This is a genomic window from Microbulbifer sp. MLAF003 (assembly GCF_030012965.1).
GTDB classification, from domain to species: domain Bacteria; phylum Pseudomonadota; class Gammaproteobacteria; order Pseudomonadales; family Cellvibrionaceae; genus Microbulbifer; species Microbulbifer variabilis.
In genome coordinates this window covers 3,369,904-3,390,245 of record NZ_CP120232.1, presented here as the reverse complement: position 1 = coordinate 3,390,245, position 20,342 = coordinate 3,369,904, and the positions used below count along the sequence as shown (strand labels likewise).

Below are 20,342 nucleotides of genomic sequence, written 5' to 3'. Positions count from 1 at the left end.
TTTATTCTGCGCCTGAAGGCGCGCTGATTTCTATCAGGGTTGGAGTTTTTCGGCTAAAGGCTGCACTTACCGCTTCTGTCAGCTGGCCGGGTTGATTGATTCGGCACCCCTCTGCACCAAAGGCTTTGGCGAGGGCGACAAAGTCTGGGGTGCGCAGGTTTACACCTTCCTGGGGCACTTCAGCGGCGTCCATAAAATCACGGATTTCTCCGTAACCGGAATTGTTCCACACCAGTATCGGCAGCGGCAGTTGTTGTTCCACAGCCACTGCCAGTTCCCCCAGGGTAAACATCAGCCCTCCATCGCCAATCAGCGCTACCACGTCGCGCTCACTGGATAACTTGGCGCCAATAGCCGCGGGCAATGCAAAGCCCAGGGTGCCGTAGCCTGTGGTACAGGTAACGTGGCTGCGCGGATGATAGAGGGGCAGTGCGTGGTTAGTGTTATAGGCCAATTGGGTGGAATCTGTCACCAGGATGCCGTTATCCGGCAGGGACTCACGCAGGGCCTTTACCCAGGGGAGGCGTTCCTCAGAGCCATCCCACCACTCTTTGCGACAGTCCTGTAGTAATTGGGCAACCTCTTGTTCGGATTGCTCTTTAGCATTTCCGCTGCGTTGGACCAGAGCGGTATTTAATTGCTGTAGGCTTTCTGCTGCATCGGCGCAGATGGCCAGATCGGGGGTGGCGTTACAAACAAGTTGTGCAGCATCTATATCGATTCGGATTAACTTACCGGAAAAGGTGTAGTCTTCCCGGACCAGATTGCGGTCTGTCTCGGAAAGTTCGGTGCCCACTGCCAGTACGATATCCGCATTTTCCACCCGCTTGCGCACGCAATCGAAGCTCAGGTTGGCACCGCCGCACAATGGGTGGCGTTCGTCCACTACGCCTTTGGCAGCCAGTGACAGGAAAACTGGAGCGGCAACTTTTTCGGCAATTTGTGTAGCTGCCTCACCTGCAGACTGAGCCCCTCCGCCCAAAAGAATAACGGGGCTCTGCGCATTTTGCAGCCAATGAGTGGCAGTGGCGATAGCGGTGCTGTTGGCGCCTGGGGCCATAGCTGCTGGAGCGGCGTGATAATCCTCTATTTGGCCAGGCATGGGTGCCGGGAACAGGTCGATGGGAATTTCAATATGTACTGGCCCTGGGCGGCTGGATCGCAGTAGCTGGAAAGCCTTCGCCATTACTTCCGGCAGTTGTCCGGCCTGAGTCAGGGAATGTTGCCAGATACAAAAGCCGCGGCTGGCATCACTTTGCCGAGGCAGTTCGTGAAGGCGCCCACGGCCCATGCCCAGATCTTCGCGGCGATTAACTGCGGAGATAACCAGCATGGGGATGGAGTCGGAGTAGGCCTGTGCCATTGCGGTGGCGGCGTTGGTGAGGCCGGGGCCGGTGATCAAAAAACATACGCCGAGTTTGCCGCTTGCACGTGCGTAACCGTCCGCCATAAAAGCAGCACCCTGTTCATGGCGCGGAGTGATATGTATCAGGTCGCTGCCTGGCAGGCCGCGATACAGTTCGATTGTGTGTACACCGGGAATGCCGAAGACTTTTTCCACCTGGTATTCGCGCAACAGGCGCATCAGCACCTGGGCACATGTGGGTGCAGAGGACATAACCACCGTTTTCCTTATTCGTGTAAAAATGCAGTGAGCCTAGCCGCCTGCCAAATGCCACGCAAGCGCCCGCAGAGTCTGCATCTGCGAGATGGAAATCGCAGGAAAATTGAGATTCCCCCTGCGTCGCGACAGGAAACTTTGTACGGCTGTCGCGCTTTCATTTACCGTTGGCGGGATGGAAGGGGAGCAGATTTGACGAGTTACTCGCGGAAAAATACCTTTGCCACAACTCGCCAGATACACTATTGAGCAATAGCAACTTAGGAAGTAACACCATGGAAATCGATCAGTGGCGCCGAGAATACCTACTCGGCGGTTTACGTCGTTCTGAGCTGAAGCCTACGCCTCTGGAGCAGTTTCGACAATGGTTGGAGGAGGTCGTTAAAGCGGGCCTTAAAGATCCTACTGCGATGTGCCTGGCCACTGCGGATGCTGCGGGCCAGCCATCTCAGCGGATCGTTCTGCTGAAAGGTTTTGATGAACGCGGTTTTGTGTTTTACACCAACCTGCAGAGCAAAAAAGCCAGGGACATGGCCGATAATCCGCAAGTATCACTTTTGTTCCCATGGCATTTATTGGAGCGTCAGATCATTGTCTATGGCCAGGTTCAGCCGGTATCCAGGGAGGATGCTATAGCTTACTTCCAGTCCCGACCACTGGACAGCCAGCTGGCCGCATGGGCTTCTCACCAAAGCCAGCCCCTGTCTTCCCGCGAAGAGCTGCAAAAGCAGTTTGAAGAAGAAAAAGCCCGCTTTGATGGCGGTGAGGTTCCTTTGCCTGAATTCTGGGGTGGCTACCGGGTTGTGCCGCATTCCGTGGAATTCTGGCAAGGGGGAGCAAATCGCCTGCATGATCGTTTTGTTTACTGTGCTGATGATAGCGGCAGCTGGTCGGTTCAGCGCCTTTCCCCCTGAATAACTCCTATCAATTTCTCGGCTGTAGTTCGTTAGCGGACTGTACCTTTCCCTTCCCTGAGTAGCAAAATAAATGAAAGCGGCTTATTACCGCTTTCATTTTCTGTGTTAAAAACTCGCTTTCGTTCGCTTGCACCAGCTGGCTATTAATATGCCTGGCCGCTTAGAATATTGCGCAATAAACAAAGTAGAAAACCGGTTGCAAAAACTGTGGGTTCGATTTTTTTGCTTACTTAGCCTTTAAAAATAGGTAGAGAGTATTATGGCCATTATTGGGATTGATCTGGGAACCACTAATAGCGCTTGTGGGGTATTGACAGACGATGGAGTGAAACTGGTTCCCAATCGCCTTGGAGAGACCTTGACCCCATCAGTTGTCAGTTTAGATGAGGCTGGCAAACTGGTCGTAGGAAAAACTGCAAAAGAACGCTTGATCAATCACAGCGATACCACTGTTGCTGCCTTTAAGCGTTTAATGGGCACCGATCATAAAATTAAGCTAGGCCGTCAGCAGTTTAGTGCAACTGAACTCTCTTCATTGGTTTTACGTTCCCTGAAAGAAGATGCTGAGGCTTTCCTGAATAAAGAAATTACCGAGGCTGTGATTAGTGTGCCAGCCTATTTCAATGATAACCAACGCCAAGCAACAAAACAGGCTGGGGAATTAGCCGGCCTGAAGGTAGAACGCCTGATCAATGAGCCTACTGCGGCAGCTATAGCCTACGGTTTACATGATAAACGTGAAGGTAATTTTCTTATTTTGGATCTGGGCGGCGGTACCTTCGATGTCTCCATCCTGGAATTCTTCGATGGCATTATGGAGGTACATGCCAGTGCCGGGGATAACTACCTTGGCGGTGAGGATTTTGTCGAAGCGATGATCGACAGTGTTCTGGAAGAATTAAAACTGAAAAAATCCTCACTGAAACCACGCGAACTGCAGAACCTGTATATGCAGATGGAAACGGCCAAGCGCCGTATCAGCCAGCAGGCAGGGCAGTTACTTAAATTAAACCTTAGTAGTCGTGAAGTTGAGTGGAAAGTGACTTCCGAATGGTTTGAGAAACTCAGCACTCCGCTGCTGCTGAGAGCCAAGCGCCCGATTGAGCGCGCCATGCGCGATGCCGATTTGCCGTCTGCTAAAATTGACGAAGTGGTACTGGTGGGTGGCTCCACCCGCCTGGCCCTGTTCCGCTCTATGGTGGGGCGTATGTTTGGCCGCTTACCCTCCTGCCACCTGGACCCGGATACCGTTGTCGCCATGGGAGCGGCTATTCAAGCCGGGCTCAAGGAGAAAAATTCCGCGTTGGATGATATTGTTCTTACCGATGTATGCCCCTACACCCTGGGTACCGGCATAGTGAACGAAGACAGCCCGCAGCTGGGCAATTACTTCCTGCCGATTATTGAGCGCAACACCGTGGTGCCGGTGAGTATCGTACGAAGCGTCTGCACTGCCCGCGATGATCAGAACGAAGTTTGTATCGATATTTACCAGGGGGAAAATCGCCTGGTAAAGAAAAATGTTTATCTGGGCGAACTCACGGTACCGGTACCGAAGAAACCCAGGGGCGAGGAAGTTGTGGAAGTCCGCTATAGCTACGATATGAACGGTTTGCTGGAAGTGGATATCACCGTAGTTTCTACCGGTAAAACATTTAATAAGTTAGTGGAATTTACGCCGGGCGCCCTGAATGAACAGGATAGAGTCCAAGCCCTGGAAAAACTGGCCAAGCTCAAATTTCACCCGCGTGAAGATGAAGAAAACCGGGCGCTGCTCGCCCGTGGTGAACGCTTGTACGAAGCGAGCCTCGGCGAGCAGCGCGACCATATTTCTAAATTACTCGCAAGCTTCGACCGGGTTTTGGATAAACAAAACCTAGTGGAGATTAGCAAGACGCGTGCCGAACTTACTGAAATATTTGATAAGCTCGACGGTGAGGACTGGATTTAATGAGCCCCTGGGAGATACTCGAGCTAGCGCCCTGTGATGATGCGCGGGCGATCAAGCGTGCCTATGCAAAAAAACTGAAGCATGCCCGCCCGGATGAAAAGCCAGAAGAGTTTCAGCAGTTACACAGCGCCTATAAATGGGCGCTGAAAGCTGCCGAGCGTCAAAAAGAAGAGAATGAGAAAAGTAAGGAGTCGCAAAGTACTGAGGCTATTGCGGAAATTACCAATGCTGAGCAGGCTACACTTTCCCCTGAGGCCGCGCAATTACAGGGGCAGGCAGAGCCGCAGGAACAACAAGGTAGTGAACTGAATCATCAAGATCACTCCCCAGTCTCCCCAGAAGCTATTGAACAAGCTCCATCAGAAGTCTCTCATGACCTTAACCAAGTCCAGGGCCAGGAAACTGGGGGTGAGATACAGCAGGGGGCCTCTACAGAGAAACATACTGAAGAGCAGCATTCTGAAGGTAGGGATGCACAAGAAAATCCTATTGAAGAGGGTGTTACTGAGCAAGATCCACAGCGAGCACAGCGAATTGCCGAGTACCATCGGGTGTTGGATCAAGTGGATAGGCTGCTGAAAGAGCCCAGTAAATTCAATGTAAAAGAGAATTGGCGGTTTCTCACCGATACACCTTATATGCTCGATGAGGAATATAACTGGAATCTGGGTCTCACAATTTTCGAGCGTTTTGCCAGAATAAATTTGCAGGCAGGTGAGTGTGCCTCTGAAGATAAAAAACAAATACAGATTTCCAACACTATTATTCAGTATTGCAATAACCTGTTCGACTGGAATGGTAATGCCCCCTATTTATACGGCGCTTTGGATGAATCTCTTTGTGACTGCATTTTCAATTCACTACAAAGCGAAGAAGTTACTGTGGACCCTGCCCAAGGGCTTCGAGGTGGGCGCAAGCTGATCCGGCAGAAAGCTATCCAGCCGGAAGAAACCTACGATCAATACTATTTTGGCCACCTGCTGGCTCGAGGCGTAGCGGTCTTACTGGATTTATTGTTGTTGTACGTCGCTGTCGGTTTTATCGCCTCCATTGTAATTATGAAGGTTTACGATATGCCAGAAGGTGCCGCCACAACCATAGCGTTGGGAATCTGTTACCTGGCCTATCTGCTGATGGCCTGGATTGCAGAGAGCTCCCACTTTCAGGCAACGCCGGGTAAATATTTGATGGGCTACAAAGTCACCAACAAAAAATTTGAGCGAATAGGCTATGGCCACGGCCTTTGGCGCCTACTGAGTTTCACCCTCACCCTACCGTTGGGTAAGATCGGTTGGTTGATTAACTGCTTCCTAGGTGGAAACCTGATGCACGACCGCCTCAGCTCAAGCCATGTCATCAATATGCGTAAATCCCGTGAGGAGCATTTGCGAAAATTAAGAGGGTAGGATTTTGAAAGATAGGAAGTCTATAGATGAACAGATGGTGTCTTTGATATATTTGCGCCTTCAGAGCTATGGTTCAAACAGCTCACAAATTTGGAGTTCTCACGAGTTTTTATAATGAGTAAGTTTTTACATTCTGCAAAGTGGTTATTAGGTAGCTTGGTTTTACTGAGTGGGCAAACTCTCTCTTACGATGTGGGGAGTAGTCCTGTTGAGTATCTTCGTACCTATAAAGGGTATGCTGTTGCTACTCTTACAAATGAGGGGCCTAACCCCAATGGATGCACTGCAACTTATAAGAATTGGGGGGCTGGCAGGTATGTCGCCATTGAGTTTGACACAGAAGAAGGGCAGGAGATGTATAGTGCCTTATTGGCTGCCTACTTAAGCGGTAACAACGTAGCATTTGGGGCTTATGATGGTAAAGACCGTTGTAAGATTTGGAATGGAACGAATACTATTCCGGTTGCATATCGAATAGATATTCTTCGCAAATAGTTATAAATCCAAAAAATTATCGTCTACGCATAGATGATTATATTATAGCCCTAATAAAAGAGAGGCGGTGTAAAGACAGAACCGCCTCTCTTTTTAGTGCTACTTTTACAATGTAAAATATGGTAGCCCCTTATTGTTTAAAGAGTGCTATGTTTATATGGGTTTTATTATATCCAGTTTTTAATTGGGATTAATTAAGCATGATTTTCCATGCAGACTTAAGATATATATTGTAATGAATTTATTTGCCATTTGCGTAGCTAAAGTAACGGATAATATTTAATCCACCACTTGCTTGTTGGCTATAAAAGTCAATTGGGGCGAATTTAAGAAGCAGCCATTTGTTATTGCAAAGAGCGAATTTTAATTATAGGTAACTGCTTTCAGAACTCCTCTAGTATGAATTCAGATAAACAGAACTTATCTTTGGGTATTGATTAGGCTGCCCGCCGCATCCACTTACCCAGAAATTTACTTTTTTGCCATCTAGTTTAAGTGGGGGTTTATAAGTCCCCTAACATACTAAATAGTTATAGGATTTTTTTGCTTTTAGTAATCAATATATCTTTTTAATTGTTATTTAATGTTGAAGAGTGGTTTCAGTTGAAGAATTGGATTTCATCCAGTGATTTATTTGAAATTTTTTAAGGGCATCTTTGGTGTCCTTATTTTCCTATCGCCTATTCCAATAGCTTTAAGGCAAGTTAGGTGGGATTGAATGAAAGTGCACTATGTCACTTATGACAGTTAAGTTCTTTTTTTCGTTTCTCTTGCTCTATCGCTACTCTATTTTTGTACTGAATCATAAAGTCCCGCAATATTAAATCCGATTGATTCCTTATTGCCCTTATGTTTTTTAGGGTGGAGAAATTGATGCTTGACTTTCAACAGAGTGAATATAGGATTCGCCATCCGGCAGTCTATAGGTAAGCTATGTTTCATCCCTTGGAAGATAGATTCTTTTAGTTGTAGGTGTTAGTGATTAGGTAATACAAGCATAAATCTTTGGGGTTAAGAATTTTTGCTTACTAAAAAAGGTAGTGGAGTTATGGGGTTGTGGTTAAGGCTTAGCCTTTGGTTATTTTTATGTGTCAGTGAAGTGGTAATAGCCTCGCAGATTTTACCTGCGTCTCAGCATGCTTCAGATATTAAGCTGATAACAAGCACTGAAGATGGCAGTGTTGAAAATCTTATTATCAGGCCTCCTAACGATTCGGGGATTTCTGTTAACCGGTTTTCTACTTTCTCAGTATCGAATAAATCACTAAAGATTCTTAATTTACCTGAATTCTCTGGTTCAACGAGCTTGCCAGCCACATTAATTGTTATTCAGTCTAACAATCTGTCCCTGGCTAACAATATAGAGCTGGTTGGAGAGCCAGCAGATGTACTTTTCATTACAGATAGCAGTAGCTCCACAGTATCTTGCTCTGGGTGTAGTTTTGCCAACTTTCAACGTATCTCCCTAGCCGCTGGCACCCTCAGTAAAAGTTTATCCGATAGCACCAGTAATATCGGTGATATTAAACTTTTAGGAACGATTAATATCAACCAGCTTTCGGCTCCAGGTGCGCTGTCAGTCGATGTCATGGGGCGTTATATGAGCCTCAATGGTGAAATTAATACACATCAGAACGTCTCCTTAACATCTGGTGGGGATTACATTAGTGATACGTCGGGTCGCTTAACCACAGGTGGTGGGGCGGTTAACCTGTACTTGGGTAACTATTCACTGAGGTATGAATCCCGAGAGATTACCAATATCCCCTCGCAAGCAAGGCCCTCTTCCTACACAACCTTGAATGGCACTATTCGTTCTACATCTGTTACGGCCACAATGGCTAATACTTGGTACAGAATTGCAACGAATATTGATACCAGTAGTAATCTCATCTACTCAACGAGTTATCAAGATACTCATGTGATCAATGAAGAATCGATACTGATACAGAGTTTTAGTTCGCCATTGATTATCAACAGTAAATTGGCATCTGATAACAGTGTAACACTGCAATCTTATGACAGCTTAATCATAAACGAGAATGCAGAAATCAATGCACATACACTATCGGTGCTTGCAAAAAATCAGATTATTAATGATGCGAATATATTAACTACCAAAACAGAAATTGCCGCCAATGATGTATTCAATAAAGGGGAAATCGAGGGGCTGTCTGGAGTAGATATCTCAGTTGTTGATAATCTGCTTAATTCCTTTGGTGGAATCATCCGGGGTAATCTGGTTAATTTAAAATCCGATAAAGGTTTGATTCGCAATGGTTCCAGAACGCCATTCTTGAGTGAATATAATCAATATAATAACTTGCTGAGCTGGGATATAAACAATATTAGCTCTGCTGAGTTGGGTACTTTTTTTGCGCTAGGGTTAGATGCTAATGAAGCGCAGGGTAAACAAAAAGCTGATACTCTTGCAGCCAATATCTTATCTAATAAACTAACTATTAAAGGCAAAGCCTTCGAAAATATTAACCCCTACTATGTGTATAAAGCACCAGGGGATGACTGGTCTACAGGTGTGCCATTAAATGCGGCACTAGCTAATCAGGTTTTGGTTTCTGCGGAAACTCAGTTCTTTATTAAGGCAGATAACTATGTAGTTAATTCCTCTGCTGTTATGCGCTTGAATCAACCAGGCGCTGTCTATATTGATACGAATCTATTAACTAATGAACGTTATCGCTCCCAGGTACTTATTGAGCGAGAGTCTGATAAGTGGGAAGAAAATTTTTATTACTATTCTCCGCCAGGTTTAATTCATACTGTTGGCGACTTTAACCTCAAAGCAGATACAGGTTTTATCAATAACACCGCCTTCTTCGAGGTTTTTGGCAATGCCACGCTGGATACTCCTAAACTAAAAGAATTGGGTATAGCAATTTCACAGGTTTCTTATACTACCTATACTACCGTTTATCACACATGTTTACAGAAGGGGCGAAATGGGGTATGTACTGAGCCGGGTGAACCCAAAACTGTTGAGACAACCATTGTCCGTGTCAATCAGGATGAGAAAGAATCACTCTTTCATGTGGAAGGTAATTTCATTGGTCCTAAGACGACGGTGAATTTTTCTAAGCATGATCCCATTGCTTATTATCAAAATCTTGCAATTGCTGATTATAAATCACGGGAGTTCTACATACCCTACGGTGACAAACAGCAATACAATAAAAATGGAATTCCATTTTACAGTATATATACAAGTACTGCTCAAGATGAGATTAGAATTACTCAAACTAGGTGCATTGTAAATCAGCAGGATCCTGTTGATGATTCTTGTGTTTCAGGGGTGATTAAAACTGAGTCGATTACAGATGTCGTAATTGCTTACATGGAAAAGATTAAGAATGCCGTTCTAAGCTTTTTCGATCAAGAGTTTGACTGGTGGGACTAGGTTTTAGGGAAGTATGATAATGAATACAGAAAAAAAGACAGAAAGGTCTAGTTACACCAGGTGGCAGCGTCTCATAGCTTCCGTGGTGACTTTCTTTTTCTCTATGCAGCTATGTATGCCTGCTATGGCTGGTGTTGCTGGGATTATAGAATCTGCACTTATTGAAGCTGAGCTGAATGCCAATCATCTATTTCAGCGAGAAAATAACAACGAATATCAATTTAAGTCCGCTGACTATTTGGATACAAACGCCCATCAAACAGATGTAAATATAGAGAGCTTTTTTAAACGTTTAAAAGAAAGCAGCAAGGAAAATCTACCTGCGCCCTTGATGATACCCATTGGGGTAGGTGATATTACGGTTATTCTGCCTCACTACCCATTAATTAAGCGGGTGGGTACAAACTTTGTCCAGAGTCGTTATATTCGTTCACAAGTCTATGCCCAGCTCGGCAGGAATCTGATTAATACGCAGGTCTACGGCACAGAACGCGAGCAAATTAGCAAGTTATATGATAACGCATATAACTATGCACTCGTTTCCGGGAAAATATTTGGCGAACCTCTTGGGCTATCTGCCAGTCAGATTACAACCGATATGATTTGGCCAGAAGTGCGCTATATCAATGGTGAGAATGTTCTGGTTCCTATCCTCTATTTGAAGTCTTCCACCATAGATGCACAAAAAGTTACCGGTGATGAAAATGAATTTGGCGGTAGTCTTGTTGAGCTTGGCGGACTACAAATAGACAACACCGATGTGACCTTCCGCAGAGCTTCATTCCTAAAGATTGCTGAGAACTTGGTTAATAACCAGGGTAACTTAATCGCCGAAGATGATCTAAAAATAGTTGCAGGAGGTTCCCTGCAGAATATTTCCGGATTGATTTCAAGTGAAGGAGACTTGCTTATTGGTGCGCACTCTATTGAAAACCGCACTATTGTTCACCGTTACAACCTAGGACAATTTCAATCTGAACGGTTTGGTCCTATAGCAGAAATTAATGCTGAAGGCGATATCTACTTTAAAACCAGCTCCGATATTATATTACAAGGATCTGTAGTCTCTGCAGGAGAATCCATACGATTCGAAGCGGGTGGTGATATCTATATTGGCAGTCAGCAAATCACCAACCGTCGAGAAGGGTCTTCTGGAGGGATATCTTATCGCAGCTCCTCAATTGCTCACTTGGCCTCCAAGCTTTCAGCCAGCAATACCATTGCACTGATAGCACAGGGAAATATTCTAATTGATGCTTCTGAGATTATTAGCGATAGCGGTCATATTGAGATATTGTCTGGTCTCGGTATTACCATAGAAGACAATCTGAACGTCAGGGAATCTTATAGAAAAGGGAAATATGGTAAGCGAAAGATTGAAGAATCTATTTATCAGACGGTAGCAATACGCTCACTTCTGGATGCTGGCAAAGGTATTCGACTGCATAGTGAGTATGGAGATATCACCCTCCGCGCAGCTGATATATCCAGTGAAGATGGCACGAAAATTCAGGCCAAAAACGGCGGTGTCAACCTGTTGATGACAACAGAGACAGACCAGTATAGCTACACCTCAATTAAAAAGGGTTTATTTACTGTATCGGTTAAGTCTGAAGGTCACGTTATTGAAAAAGCTGTCACCAATTCAATTGTTGGTGGTCTTGCAGTTAAAGCCTTTTCCACCGTAAACGTGGAATATGAAGGTGACCGCTCCTTATCGATGGATGAACAAATTGCTCAGCTTTCCAAAATGGAAGGACTGGAGTGGATGGGATATGTACGCTCTGAATTTCCAAATGCTGACTGGACAGCTATTGAACTTCAGTACGAAGAGTGGAATGAATCCAGCACTAGTATTTCACCAGCTTTTGCTGCTGTGATTTCAATAGCTATGGCTATTGCCTCTGGAGGATCAAGCCTTACTGCATCATCCTGGATGCAGGCCGCAGTTGCCGCAGGTACCGCTACTCTTGAGACTCAATTAGTTATTGCACTAGCAAATGGAATTGTCGATGGCGATATTGCTGGATCAATGGAGAATTTAGCATCCTCAGAGACCTTTAAAGGGCTGGCTGTTGCTATGGTGACTGCAGGTGTTTTACATCAGGTTGATACCACTTTCTTTGGAGCGGATACGAATGCCATAAATAAAGGTAAAGAAGCCTTTGATGCCGCGATAGCGATCAATCCTAGTGATATCGCTGCTGCGGATAAAGCTTTCCAGGCTGCCTTCGATGCGGCAGCAGCACAAAGTGTTTTGTCACCTTTGCAGCAGGTTGCTCAGGCTGTGACTCATGCTGCAGTTAGAGCAGGAATACAAACAGGAGTTTATGATTCTGACTTTAAGGATACTTTTACTCAGTCACTGATGCAGAATGGGATCAACCGTCTTGGTGCCCATATGGCAAAAAAAATTGGGCAAGCTTGGGATCCTAAGGATACTAATACGGAGATAAGTAACTGGGATACGGCGATGAAGTATATCGCACATGCGGGTTCCGGTTGTGTTATTGGTGTACTTACTGCAGAGAATTCTGGCCAGCAAAATGCCTCTGATGGTTGTGTAAGTGGTGGAGCTGGTGCAGTTATTGGAGAATTTACCGCCACTGTCTATAGGGAAAGAACTAAGCCTCAGGTTGATAAAGCGAATACTGCAATCAATAACCTATTTAAAAAATATGGTGACGATGTAGCAGATTATGAGAGTAGGGGTTATTCTCGTGAGCAGATTGCAGATATTTTCCGTTATGAATACGGGTTAGGTGCAATTGAGCAGCAAATTACAGAGTTAAAAGAGCAAGGAGTAGATTTAGCTCGATTCTCTGCTGGACTTTCTGTATTTCTAGCGGGTGCGGAAGCGGCGGGTGTTAATACGGCCGCGGATGTTGGCGCTATCACTGCAGAGAATAATGCACTCTTCATATTCTTAATCCCAGTTATTTTAAAAGCAATTGACCTTGCACTACTTGGCGTCGATTTATACCCGATATACGAGGCCTATCGTGATGGAGGAGTCGATGCAGGTAATCAAGCTTTAGCTGATTATATTATTGTTAATGGTACTACCAATTTAGTTCTTACTCTGTTCCCTGGAGGAAAAATTGGTAATAAGCTCATTTCTAAGATGGATGAGAATGAGCTTTTCCAAGCAATTAAAGTCTGGGGGGAGCAGCTTGGAAATGTTGCCAAAGAAACAGGAGATGCATTTTTAACCCTCCTTGGTGAGAAAAGTGAGTTAGCTCTTGAGGGGCTTAAGGGATATATTCTCAGAAGAGAGTTGCGAGATGATAAAGAGGGACTTGAATTAAATGGCGGTAAAGTAGATACAGAGAAATATTTAGATGGGCTGACAGACTTCTACGAACGGAAGGGTGATCTTTATATTAGTAAAAAGGGCGAGGGAGTTGCATATAGAGATACTGGAGTTTTAGAAGATGGCAAACCGGTTTTACAAAGTGAGAAGGGATCTTATTACTTCTATGTAGATGAAAATGGTGTTCAAGTTCCCACTAGTTCGCCATTTGCAGCCAATGTCGATAAGTACCGCATATTTCATAATAAGCAGGTTGATGCTATTTTTATTGAATATGGAAAAATACCGAATATTAAAGTTCAAAAAGAAGTGACTGTTCAGTATGACAACGAGGGGCACGAATATCATGGTATGATCGCGCGGGCAGATCTTTCAGTGACCGGTGGCGGAAGAGATGGAGCTATTGATGTACCTGATGATTTTGAGTTATATGATCTAAATGGCAATCATATACCTGGAGGAAAGATCCAGCTTGACTCAGAGGGACGTGCACTTCTCGAAGTTAAGACAGGGAATGCAACATTAACGTCAAACCAAAAAGTAGTTTATGATGCATGTACCTCCGGCCAGGCAAGTGCATGTGGTGCTAATGCTGATGAAGGCGGGTTCAGAGGACAGATGGATGAGATATTTGTTTATATTCTAAGGTCAACAAAATCTCCACATGATTAAAGGCAGGTCTACCATGACTTTTAAAAAGAAATCTTGGAGGCCGCCAAGGAAAAGGCGACCAAACTCCCAGATTGGCAGTTTGTTTCTAAGAGGTTTAGATCTCGTCCAGTGAAATTTTGTGATCTATTAATAGCACCCTTTTGGAATTTTAGTGGTTCTCCTGCTTGGGTAACAACCCAGCCGGCTGCAGGTGTTTATATTAAAGAGGTGGAAGATATTTCATCTCATCTTTCAGGTCTTCCTCTGAGACGAACTGCTACCTTTTCAAGGAGAATTAGAATAGATGACCTAAATAACCCTTTTAATCTAACAGTTTATGCTAAAGATTTCGGAAGCCAGGGAGAAGCTGTGGCGCAAGTTATGCGTGACCTGGATAATATAATCGAGTTTGGGCAGGCGTACTTAAGAAAGCAGTATTGTCTAGACAGCAAAGAGTCGTTTTACCTAAGTGTACCTGAAGAAACACGTGGTATCTGGGCTACACACTATTGTATTGTGCGTGGATTGCTTGGAGATACGGATTATATAAAACGGGTGCTTCGCAAAGAAATTGATCCCGAGGGTCATCAAGAGCTAGAGCTTATTGGCAAGGTTTTGGATTATTTTTCTTGAGTTTAAAATTGGGGCAAGGTTCGTCTTGCCCTTAAACTCACTACATAAAAAGCTTTACGCATCTTTAGCCAAATTCACATATTAAAATTTGGTTTTATTTAATTGGCATTTGAGCTAATTTTATATTTAATCGAGTATCAGTCATAATTTTAAGAAGGCATTCCAATGAATATCAAACTGTTGGGCTATCATTCAGGTTTTGCTCTCTGTAATGCTTTATATATAGGTAGCGTCACTAAAGAAGAGGAATTGCTTGTTCCTTTTTGTTGTTTTTTTGATGCTGAACAAGGTGTGATTACTCCTTTCGAAGCAGAGTCACAAGCTTTAGCAGATCAGAAAGCCCGTGCGGCTATAGCGAAAGAAGAAAAAGATTGGACAGGATGGTGCTATGCACGTGAAGGAAAGGTGAACCTTCAAGGTGGAGGTAAATCTGATGCTTATGTGATCGAAGCAAAATTAAAGGAAATGAAGCAGCCTTTAAGCCTGATCCAGCTCTTTGAATACCCATTTAAGCCTGTGAGCCGACTTATTGTTAGTGCTCCTAACGATTTTCGTGAAGTATTTGCAAATAATCTTCCTGCATTTAGAGAAGCATTTATTCAAGGGGCTAGATCTCACAAGCTGGGTGGTGAGAATTGGAAAGAGTGGGAGTCCACAGTTTTTACTGGTTAAGACTGTTTAGAAGAAGATGGTTGTTGTTTAGAGAAAAAATGAAAGATTTCGGAAAAGTATTGTTCTTAATTATTTTCTTTGTACCTTTGCTAGGTCGAGCCGAATGGACTCCCTATTCAAAAATTTCCTATATGAAAGTCCACGATGCTGGAGTTGAAATTAGATTGCAAAATTTCACCAATACCAGCTCAGAAATAAACTGTAAAAGTGATGTGGATTTTCATCTTACTGTTGAGGATACAAAACTATTTGATACAAAGCTCTCATTCTTACTGTCTGCGTATGTGGCAAAGGAAACCGTTAGCTTTAGCTATTATGAGTGCAATAATACGGGCTCCAAAATACTGCTGTCTTCAGTTATGTTTCCTGAGTAGAAAAATAGTAATGATACCGTGTCCAATAAATTTGCCTTGCCCAGGACATAATCGATCTGAATGATTCTGAGTTTGTTAACGGTCGAGGCTTTGAGTTAGTAGAATGGGACGATCTATTTTTATTTGGTTTCGTTCCCTTGCGCATATAAGCCGGCATTCAAAAAGTGAGAGGTCTAGTTGAATGCCAGTTTGTTTAGTGGGTAGATTGTATTGTTTTAAGCTCGACCTAATTTAAAAAGTTAAACGGCAAATCGATGGCTATATATTTTCTATGGCATAACAGAGAGGTTTCTCAGGTCTGCAACGTTTTGATAGGTTGTACAGTCATCGCTGCTCTTTAAAGTAACAGTTTGCTGGGCGGTGAGAGCACTTAACAGTAGGCTGAGATATATTTTGCTTTCTTCTTCTTTTCCATCAAACACAAAACTATAGCTTGTGTTGGTTGAGCAGGGAACCTCCCCGAAGGCGTTCCCTGAACTTTAACAAAAATTCTACCTTGATACTGTGGGCCAGTATGAATCTGACTTAACTTTCCTGTAAAGACAAATTCGGCCAGGCATGAAGTGGGTAAAACAATAAATAGTAAGGCGAATAGTTTTTTCATCTTGGATGTGAGTGGTTTTCATTGCAATATAATTTTTGGGATTATACTAAATTATTTACCTCAATAAAATATGTAGTTTTTGATATGCATATCTTCTGGGGCTGGATATCTTCAATCTCTTATCCTGCTCTTTCGATATTTTTTTAGCTAAAAGATAAGATTAAGTTAAGAGCTGCTCTAAAGGAGCAGTTTGGGAGCGCCATATTGCTGCAAGCTTTGCGACTAACTAACCGCTCTTGGATCGGGTTGGTTAATAATTGATCTTGAAATTCAAGAACAACAAGGTTGATAGCCAACCTATACGTTATTTGACAGGAATATTATAATAGCAAGCTGCTGACCAGCTTGTTGTGAATTGCTAATTTTTCGAGGTGTTGATGAAATCTTTAAAATCTTTAGGCTTGGCTCTGATGCTCTTATCGGGTGATGTGCTGGCTCTAGGGGATGCTAACGAATCGACAGTGCGCTATATCGAGGTGTTTTCGAGTGCCTCCTCTAGAGATGGCGAAGTGGTTGTGAAGTTGGACGCTGAAACTGAGAGTTGTCATCAGTATTGGATAAAGTCGGAAGAGAGTGTAGGCCAAAAAACTCAGTGGCTTCTATCTTGGCGTCACTCCATGCCAAATCTACAGTGCGGATTGTTGGTGATACTGACAGCCTTTGGAGTGGAAGCAGCGCCTTTAAGACCTGTGAGATTATTTCATTGCGTGTTCTGTAAAGGTTTTTGTAGTTTGAAAACTGGTAATGTCTTCTAGCTAGAGCAGCCCCACTTTTGCTTGGTACAATATTGGTAACTAGCTCCTCTTAGGGGGCGCACTCTGCGGTGTGAGAAGCTTGTATTAGGTGGCCGCATTTATTATGCGGCCTTTTAAAATGATCGTATGATAAGCAGAGTGACCTTTAGTTACTTGGCTCACAACAATATTTCAGATCTCTTGCCCTGATATTGGATTGTCTCTACTCCATAAATAGTTTTTTTGATGCTCTCTTCTGCTAATTCTTCATCTGTCTTTTGTTGAGTTGTAATATACTGATTTATCGGCATTTCTTATGGGGTGTCGCAATAAAGTGAGAAGGTTAAGCTCGGTAAAGAGAAATGGGGCCCTTCTTATATGTGAGGCGAAGAATTCCTACCTTATTGTTATTTTGCTCTGTCTTAGCCCCCATTTCGTCTCGAAGTTCGTATTTTGTTGGTATTTTTGTAATATAAGCGTCTTCAAGTTTTAACTCTGTTAGCTTTCCATTAATTTTATTTAGTCAATGCCTTGGATATTAATACATCTTGTTGAGTTTTAGTTCCAAGTCGGTGAATATATATTTAATCCATTATGGTTATAGTTCCTCCTTGCCATTTTTATTTTTTGTCTGTTAGATATTTGGTAATCAAATCAAGTACAAAGGGCAGGTGCTAAGTGGTGATGCAAAATTACACTTTTAGGTTTCTGGTAGCGACTTATCCATACCATTAATTCTGTTTCTACATGGCGGCTCGGGAGATGTGGAGTTGGGGTTGGTTCTATTTCAGATGACTGCTGAACGGGCGCTCAAAGATAAGTATTTAGTGGCTTATCTTCAAGAAATAGAGGCCGGCAAGTCTCTTGAGGTGAGTGACGATACATTAACGATAAAGAGTAATATTTAAGGTATGCGTAATGTTATCTCTTTTCTAAAGGAGCACTATAAGACGGATAAGGTTACTTTAATTGGCCACTCTTGGGGCGGGGGGCTTGCAGCTCTCTAGGCTAGTGAGCATCCTGAGACATTGGAGAGGCTGGTGTTTATCTCTTCCTCCCAGGATGCGCATAAGCAGGTAGAAATCAGCTTAGAAGCAACCCTGCAATGGGGGGAGAAGGACGGCAACCAGTTAGCAATACAGGAGTACAACAATATCATGAGTCTCCCTCTGAGTATTATCCGCTTCTTTCTAATTGGGTGAGTCGCGCGAATGGTGGTAACGCAAATGGGACTGATATTCGAGATTTTCTAGCAGCTGAAAAGATTAGTGAGAGATTTCCTGGGTGGCAGGAACGGCGTGGAAGTCTGGCTGACAAGATGCACGATGAGCTTCAGGCCATGAGCGTAAAGGGGGGTATCGATCATTTACAGGTTCCTGCTCTATTTGTTGTCGGTGAGAATGATTCCATTACCACGCCTTCACAGGTAAAGGCAGATTATAAAAGGTATAAAGGGAGTAAATCTTTCTCGGTACTAAAAGATAGTCATCACTTGCCCCTTAAGGACGCAGCGGAAAGTCTGAAGAAGACTATGTTAGTATTTTTAGAGGCCGGGGAGTATATTAGTGAAGAGCATTAGTGACGGATAGCAAGCTAGGCGAGTAGTCAGGGCCCAGTAGCGTTTTCCTGCTATAGGGCCGGCAGGTTCGCGGTTAAAAAGAATACTTCCGTGGTAGCACCTTGGTTTTAAAAACCTGCTCTATCCCCTTATCGTAGCCTGGATTCACAACAGTATCGTGGTTTTCACCCTTAATGACTCGCTTGCGTAGAGACAAATTTTCATAGTCGCGGGACTTGAGTCGCTGGGCCAGGTCCCTAAAGTCTTGAACACCACAAACCTCTCCTTCTTCTAAGCAGACCTCCTCTCCACCGATAAACATATACACGCTTTTCGATAAGTCAGTCTGGCGTTCAGCGTAGGCAAGCTCACTCTCTAGGATTTGCTTATTGGCCCACCAGATACTCGGGCTGCCGATCACATAGCGGTCGAAGCTATCGGTGTGATTGAAGAGGGCGTGGAGGGCTAACAGTCCGCCGAGGGAGTGGCCAGCCAGTGTTTCGTCGCTTTCATCTCCCTTGAACGAATTATTGATGAAGGGCTTAAGCTCGTTCTCCAAAAATTCCAGAAACTGATTTGCACCACCACCCAGGGTATTACCCCTGATTTCTCCAGGTACCGGAGTAAAATCCGTTAAGCGCAAAGTGAAGTTGGAGCTGTCCAAGGGGTGTGAGATACCTACAAGGATCACCGGCGGAAGCTTGGTATTACCCTGCTCATCGGGAACTTGTTCATGGATCAGGTTCGGTGCCACCATGGGGAAGTTCATATAACCATCGGTCATATAAATCACTGGGTATCTGGTATTGTCTTCGGGATTAAAGGAGAGCGGCAGTAGCACATCAATAACAAATCCACGCCCCAATAAATCGGAATGGAAGTTGTAAGAGAGAATGCCCTGGCGGGTAAATGTTGTAGGTTCAGCAGTGCCGGCTTGCACTAACTGAGTGGCCAAAACCATTAAGCCTATAAACAATATTTTAATTATTTTCATCTTTATCCCTTAATGAGCCACGCTTTAGTGTGCTCAGCCGCGTCAGTGGGCGGTCAAGACTGACAAGCCTATCAGATCGGATACGACACTAGCTACCTTGCGCTGTGCCAACAGTCGCAAAGATGAGTATATAAGTTGGAAAGGGAGTTGTGGGGCGCAGTTTGGCGGGTGGAGTGGCGCCAGGAATATTCCCCTGGCGCTTCCTCATCCTGTGAGGGAGGATTTGGTTATCTAACAGCTGGGGCAAAGTACCTGGGCCATACGCAGAGAGCCCACCTCGCCAGAGCGGCCGGCGAATTTTGGTGGGACTATAAAAGAGCGGATGTTGCCTTGGGATACCTGGGGTAAATAACCACTTGCCAGGTTGAGAAACTTGTGGTGAATGTGTGCAAATAGGCACGCTTGTTCCATAAAGCCACCACTGAGGATGATTCGCTCCGGTGAGTAGCAGCTGGTCAGGTTCACGCACATAGTGGCCAGATATCCGGCCTGAGGTCCCAGGCGGCATGGTCCCTGTCTATACTCTGGCCGCGCAGGCCCCAGCGGGATTCAATGCGGGGCCGCAGACGAGGCCTTCCAGACAATTGCCATGGAATGGGCAGTGGCCTGGATAGGGCTCTTTATCGGTCCTGTGGCGTCAACATATGGTCGATTTCCGAGAGCATGGCGCCGGTTACCATCCACTATTACCCGGCGCAGATACCGGTGCCGATGGTAATAAATAAACTCTTTACATCTATAGCGGCCCTGCACAGGTGTTCTCCTAACGCCGCGCCACTGACATCAGTGTCAAAAGCCACGGGGATAGAGAGGGCTTTCTTCAGTTGGCCAGCCATGTTGGTGTTGGTCCACCCGCTTTTAGGGATGGTAGTGATATATCTGTAGTGTTTGGATTGTGGATCCAGATCTTCTGGTCCAAAACTTGCGATATCCAGTGCAGGCATTGAGCCATGACGTTGAGCGCCGGCCTGGAAAAATTTGGTTACCTTGCCCTTTCCTTTACT

The 20,342-nt window shown here is 44.5% G+C and carries 16 protein-coding genes; 12 read left to right on the top strand and 4 right to left on the bottom strand.

Annotated elements, in window-relative coordinates:
• Position 1: 1 nt before the first annotated feature.
• Positions 2-1,618, bottom strand: coding sequence for a 5-guanidino-2-oxopentanoate decarboxylase (locus P3339_RS16205; RefSeq protein ID WP_282951185.1), 1,617 nt, complete (start codon positions 1,616-1,618; stop codon positions 2-4).
• 278 nt (positions 1,619-1,896) lie between these two features.
• Here P3339_RS16205 and pdxH point away from each other — a divergent pair, with 278 nt between their 5' ends.
• The 12 genes from pdxH (at position 1,897) to P3339_RS16150 (ending at position 18,365) form a co-directional block, all read left to right on the top strand.
• Positions 1,897-2,535, top strand: coding sequence for a pyridoxamine 5'-phosphate oxidase (gene pdxH / locus P3339_RS16200; protein WP_020411819.1), 639 nt, complete (start codon positions 1,897-1,899; stop codon positions 2,533-2,535).
• Between the two features lie 262 nt (positions 2,536-2,797).
• Positions 2,798-4,489, top strand: coding sequence for a molecular chaperone HscC (locus tag P3339_RS16195; protein WP_282951184.1), 1,692 nt, complete (start codon positions 2,798-2,800; stop codon positions 4,487-4,489).
• A complete protein-coding gene (locus tag P3339_RS16190; protein ID WP_282951183.1) occupies positions 4,489-5,895 on the top strand; it encodes an RDD family protein in 1,407 nt (468 codons plus the stop codon). The genes P3339_RS16195 and P3339_RS16190 overlap by 1 nt, the downstream gene beginning before the upstream one ends.
• Positions 5,896-6,009: 114 nt before the next feature.
• A complete protein-coding gene (locus P3339_RS16185) occupies positions 6,010-6,390 on the top strand; it encodes a hypothetical protein (RefSeq protein ID WP_282951182.1) in 381 nt (126 codons plus the stop codon).
• Positions 6,391-7,411: 1,021 nt separating this feature from the next.
• Entirely contained in the window at positions 7,412-9,805 is a 2,394-nt protein-coding gene (locus tag P3339_RS16180) for an autotransporter outer membrane beta-barrel domain-containing protein (protein ID WP_282951181.1), read from the top strand.
• Between the two features lie 19 nt (positions 9,806-9,824).
• On the top strand, positions 9,825-13,790 hold the full coding sequence (locus tag P3339_RS16175; protein WP_282951180.1) for a DUF637 domain-containing protein: 3,966 nt from the start codon (positions 9,825-9,827) through the stop codon (positions 13,788-13,790).
• Positions 13,791-13,823: 33 nt separating this feature from the next.
• Positions 13,824-14,402, top strand: a complete 579-nt coding sequence (locus P3339_RS16170) for a hypothetical protein (RefSeq protein ID WP_282951179.1) — start codon at positions 13,824-13,826, stop codon at positions 14,400-14,402.
• Between the two features lie 165 nt (positions 14,403-14,567).
• Entirely contained in the window at positions 14,568-15,074 is a 507-nt protein-coding gene (locus P3339_RS16165; RefSeq protein WP_282951178.1) for a hypothetical protein, read from the top strand.
• A 38-nt stretch (positions 15,075-15,112) separates the two neighbouring features.
• Complete coding sequence (locus P3339_RS16160) at positions 15,113-15,448, top strand: hypothetical protein (RefSeq protein WP_282951177.1); 336 nt, start codon at positions 15,113-15,115, stop codon at positions 15,446-15,448.
• A 981-nt stretch (positions 15,449-16,429) separates the two neighbouring features.
• Positions 16,430-16,807 (top strand): hypothetical protein, encoded by a 378-nt coding sequence (locus P3339_RS16155; protein ID WP_282951176.1) that lies wholly within the window; start codon positions 16,430-16,432, stop codon positions 16,805-16,807.
• An 890-nt stretch (positions 16,808-17,697) separates the two neighbouring features.
• Positions 17,698-17,793: an alpha/beta fold hydrolase gene (locus P3339_RS23575; RefSeq protein ID WP_157533324.1), complete on the top strand. Its 96-nt coding sequence runs from the start codon at positions 17,698-17,700 to the stop codon at positions 17,791-17,793.
• Positions 17,794-17,891: 98 nt separating this feature from the next.
• On the top strand, positions 17,892-18,365 hold the full coding sequence (locus P3339_RS16150) for an alpha/beta fold hydrolase (RefSeq protein ID WP_157533325.1): 474 nt from the start codon (positions 17,892-17,894) through the stop codon (positions 18,363-18,365).
• 73 nt (positions 18,366-18,438) lie between these two features.
• On the opposite strand, the gene P3339_RS16145 is transcribed toward P3339_RS16150, so the two are convergent.
• From P3339_RS16145 to P3339_RS16135, 3 genes are all read right to left on the bottom strand, one after another.
• A complete protein-coding gene (locus P3339_RS16145) occupies positions 18,439-19,338 on the bottom strand; it encodes an alpha/beta hydrolase (RefSeq protein WP_020411833.1) in 900 nt (299 codons plus the stop codon).
• A gap of 231 nt (positions 19,339-19,569) precedes the next feature.
• Positions 19,570-19,809 carry a hypothetical protein gene (locus P3339_RS16140; protein WP_026304916.1) on the bottom strand — a complete coding sequence of 80 codons (240 nt, stop codon included), beginning with the start codon at positions 19,807-19,809 and terminating at the stop codon, positions 19,570-19,572.
• A gap of 215 nt (positions 19,810-20,024) precedes the next feature.
• Entirely contained in the window at positions 20,025-20,282 is a 258-nt protein-coding gene (locus tag P3339_RS16135) for an ROK family protein (protein WP_502867305.1), read from the bottom strand.
• Positions 20,283-20,342 lie beyond the last annotated feature (60 nt).